The sequence below is a fragment of the Streptomyces soli genome (assembly GCF_003999195.1).
Lineage (GTDB): Bacteria > Actinomycetota > Actinomycetes > Streptomycetales > Streptomycetaceae > Actinacidiphila > Actinacidiphila soli.
The window spans coordinates 1-3,400 of the sequence record NZ_RJVR01000195.1; the positions used below are offsets into that span (position 1 = coordinate 1).

General features: G+C 70.6%; 3 protein-coding genes. All 3 read left to right on the forward strand.

Annotated elements, in window-relative coordinates:
- Positions 1 to 201 precede the first annotated feature (201 nt).
- Genes EFK10_RS18585 through EFK10_RS18595 form a run of 3 tightly spaced genes read left to right on the forward strand, consistent with a single transcriptional unit; the run spans position 202 to position 3,298 of the window.
- Positions 202 to 1,386 (forward strand): site-specific integrase, encoded by a 1,185-nt coding sequence (locus tag EFK10_RS18585; protein WP_206305501.1) that lies wholly within the window; start codon positions 202 to 204, stop codon positions 1,384 to 1,386.
- The gene (locus EFK10_RS18590) at positions 1,383 to 2,312 is read left to right on the forward strand and encodes a tyrosine-type recombinase/integrase (protein ID WP_127356814.1); all 930 of its coding nucleotides are present in this window, start codon (positions 1,383 to 1,385) and stop codon (positions 2,310 to 2,312) included. Before EFK10_RS18585 ends, EFK10_RS18590 begins: the two co-directional genes overlap by 4 nt.
- Positions 2,309 to 3,298 carry a tyrosine-type recombinase/integrase gene (locus EFK10_RS18595; RefSeq protein WP_127356815.1) on the forward strand — a complete coding sequence of 330 codons (990 nt, stop codon included), beginning with the start codon at positions 2,309 to 2,311 and terminating at the stop codon, positions 3,296 to 3,298. The genes EFK10_RS18590 and EFK10_RS18595 overlap by 4 nt, the downstream gene beginning before the upstream one ends.
- The last annotated feature ends 102 nt before the right edge of the window (positions 3,299 to 3,400 follow it).

Sequence of the window (3,400 nt, forward strand, 5' to 3'; positions counted from 1 at the left end):
GTCGGCTTATGCCGTGCGTCGGGTTATGCCGACCGTGTCCGGTGGGCCCTGGTGAGCGGGGCGGCCGTCCCCGATCGGTCGGCATAACCCTTGTCATGGTTCGCGGGTTGCTGTGTCCCTGTCTGTGTAGGCGAATTGCCTTCCAGACAGGAGAAGATCATGGATGTTTGCGGACGGCGGTGTGGTCCCACTCCGGTGGTGATGACCGGCCCGTTGGCGTCGTACGAGTGCCGGCTGCGTTCGGAACTGGTGCGCCTGGGCTATGCGACGTCATCGGTGAGCGATGCCGTGCGGATGATGCGGCGGCTCAGTGTCTGGCTGCGGGAACGAGGGCTGGCAGCGGCTGAGCTGACGGTCCCGGTGTTGGAAGACTTCCTGGCCGCGCGGCGGAAGTCCTGCGGGGCGGGGCCGCTGGCCCGGCGCTCGCTCGGCGCGGTCATCACGATCCTGCGTGACGGTGGGGTGGTGCCGGGCCCGGAGCCGGGCGGGGATACCGCGGTCGAGGTGCTGCTGGCGGACTACCGGGCCTATCTGCGTGGTGAGCGGGGGCTGGCCGCCGAGTCCGTACGCTGCTACGCAAGCCAGGCCCGCACATTCCTCGCGTGGTTGCCGGAGCCTTTGGAGGAGTCGCTGGCCCGGCTGGATGCCGCGCAGGTCACCGCCTTCATGGTCCGGCAGACAGCCGTGGCCCGCAGCGTGTGGTCGGCGAAGGCGCTGGTGACCGGGGTGCGCTCGCTGCTGCGTTACCTGCACGTGGAAGGCCTGGTCGCGGGGCCGCTGACCGCGGCGGTCCCGGCGGTGGCGGGCTGGCGGCTGGCCTCGCTGCCCCGCGGACTGGAGCCGGATCAGGTGGCCGCGCTGCTGGCGGCTCCGGATCCGGGCACCGCGGCCGGGCAGCGGGACCAGGCGGTTCTGACCGTCCTGGCCCGGCTGGGACTGCGCGGCGCGGAGGTCGCCGCGCTCACGCTGGCCGACGTCGACTGGCGGGCCGGGCAGCTCGTGGTGCGGGGCAAGGGATCCCGCGTCGAACGCCTGCCGCTGCCCGTTGAGGTCGGCGAGGCCTTGGCGGGGTATCTGACCGGGGCACGTCCCCGGTGCTCGTCGCCGGCGCTGTTCGTTACCGCACGGGCTCCCTACCGGGCCCTGACGGGTTCCAGCATCCGGGCGATCATGGGGCGGGCCTGCGCGAACGCGGGTCTGCCCCGCCTGGGTGCCCACCGGCTGCGGCACACTCTGGCCACCGCGATGCTGCGGTCCGGGACGCCGCTGGCCGAGGTCGGGCAGGTGCTGCGGCACCGCAGCCAGTTGAGCACCGCCATCTACGCGAAAGTCGACCACACGGCACTGCGGACGCTGGCCCGGCCGTGGCCCGGAGGTGCACGATGACCACGATCCGGCAGCACGCGGAAGAGTACCTGGCGATGCGCCGCCGCCTGGGGTTCAAACTGACTACCTTCGGCGAGAAGCTGATGAGCTTCGTCGGCTACCTGGAACGCTCCGGCGCCACCACCGTGACCACGCAAGCAGCCCTCGACTGGGCGACCAGCACCCCGCGCAGCACCGACCAGGTCCACTGGAGCCGCCGCCTGATGGTCGTGCGGATCTTCGCCCGGCACCTGCAGGCCCTCGAGCCCGCCACCGAGATCCCGCCCGACGACGCCCTGCCCCACCACTACCGGCGCATCACGCCGCATCTGTTGACCCCCGCCGAGCTGGACCGGCTGCTCGACGCGGCGGATCTGCTGGCGCCGACGTTCCGGGCCCGCACCTGGCGCACGCTGATCTCCCTGCTGTCGGTGACCGGTCTGCGGACGTCCGAAGCCTGCGGCCTCAACCGCGCGGACGTGGACCTGCGCGAGGGTGTGCTGACCGTCCGGGACACGAAGTTCGGCAAGTCACGGCAGATCCCGGTGCACGCCACCACGACCACCGCGCTGGGCAAGTACGCCCGGGACCGTGACCGCCAGCACCCCGTGCCGAGCACGCCAGCCTTCTTCGTCTCCATCCGAGGCACTCGGCTGGACGCCCACAACCTCCCGCGCACCTTCGCCCGCCTGGTGGCCGGCGCCGGCGTCACCAGCGGCGAAGACAAACGACGCCCGCGCTTGCACGACCTGCGGCATTCGTTCGCGACCGCCACCCTGCTGACCTGGTACAACGACGGCGTCGATGTGCAGGCGAAGCTGCCGCTGCTGACGACCTACCTCGGCCACGCCGACCCGAAATCGACCTACTGGTACCTGTCCGGCTCGCCCGAACTCCTCGCTCTGGCCGCCGCCCGCCTGGAGACCAGCTTCGGAGGCCGGCCGTGAGCGACCTCGCGCCCCTGCTCCAAGGGTTCTTCACCGACAAGCTGATGCTCCAACTCCAGGCCAGCACGCACACCGTCGCCTCCTACCGGGACACCTTCAAGCTCCTGCTCGGCTTCGCCGAACTACGCACCGGACGCCGTCCGGCCCGGCTCAGCATCGCCGACCTGGACGCTCCGACGATCGGAGCGTTCCTCCAGCACCTGGAAACCATCCGCGGCAATACCGCCGCGACCCGCAACGCCCGGCTGGCCGCGATCCGTTCGTTCTTCCGCTATGCGGCCCTGCGCGCCCCCGACCACGCCGCGGTGATCCAGCGGGTCCTGGCGATCCCGCCGAAACGATTCGACCGGGCGATCGTCAGCTACCTGACCAAGACGGAGACCGATGCCCTGGTCGCAGCACCGGACCGCACCACCTGGACCGGCCGACGTGATCACGCCCTCCTGCTGACCGGCGTCCACACCGGGCTGCGGGTCAGCGAGCTGACCGGCCTGAAACTCCAGGACGTCCATTTCGGCACCGGCCCCCATCTGCGCTGTCATGGCAAGGGCCGCAAGGACCGGTGCACCCCACTCACCACCGCCATGGTGAAAGTGCTCCGAACCTGGCTGCGCGAGCGGGGCGGCGACAGCGCAGATCCGCTGTTCCCCACACGCCGCGGCACCCCGCTCAGCAGAGACGCCGTCGAGCGACTCGTGGCCAAGCACGCGAAGGCCGCCACTGCGATCTGCCCCTCACTCACCGAGAAGCACGTCACGCCGCACACGCTGCGGCACAGCACAGCGATGGCGCTCTTGCACGCCGGCGTCGACATCACCGTGATCGCTCTTTGGCTCGGACACGAATCGACCGAGACCACACAGGTCTACCTTCACGCCGACATGAGCATCAAGGAACGGGCACTCGCCCGCACAACCCCTACCGGCAGCCCGCCCGGACGCTACACCGCTCCGGACACCCTGCTGGCATTCCTTGACACGCTCTGACCAGACCGCCAAGGGTTATGCCGACCGATCGGGGACGGCCGCCCCGCTCACCAGGGCCCACCGGACACGGTCGGCATAACCCGACGCACGGCATAAGCCGAC

Coding starts and splice junctions, on each gene's coding strand:
- EFK10_RS18585 (WP_206305501.1), top strand. CDS start 202: ATGACCGGCCCGTTGGCGTCGTACGAGTGCCGGCTGCGTTCGGAACTG.
- EFK10_RS18590 (WP_127356814.1), top strand. CDS start 1,383: ATGACCACGATCCGGCAGCACGCGGAAGAGTACCTGGCGATGCGCCGC.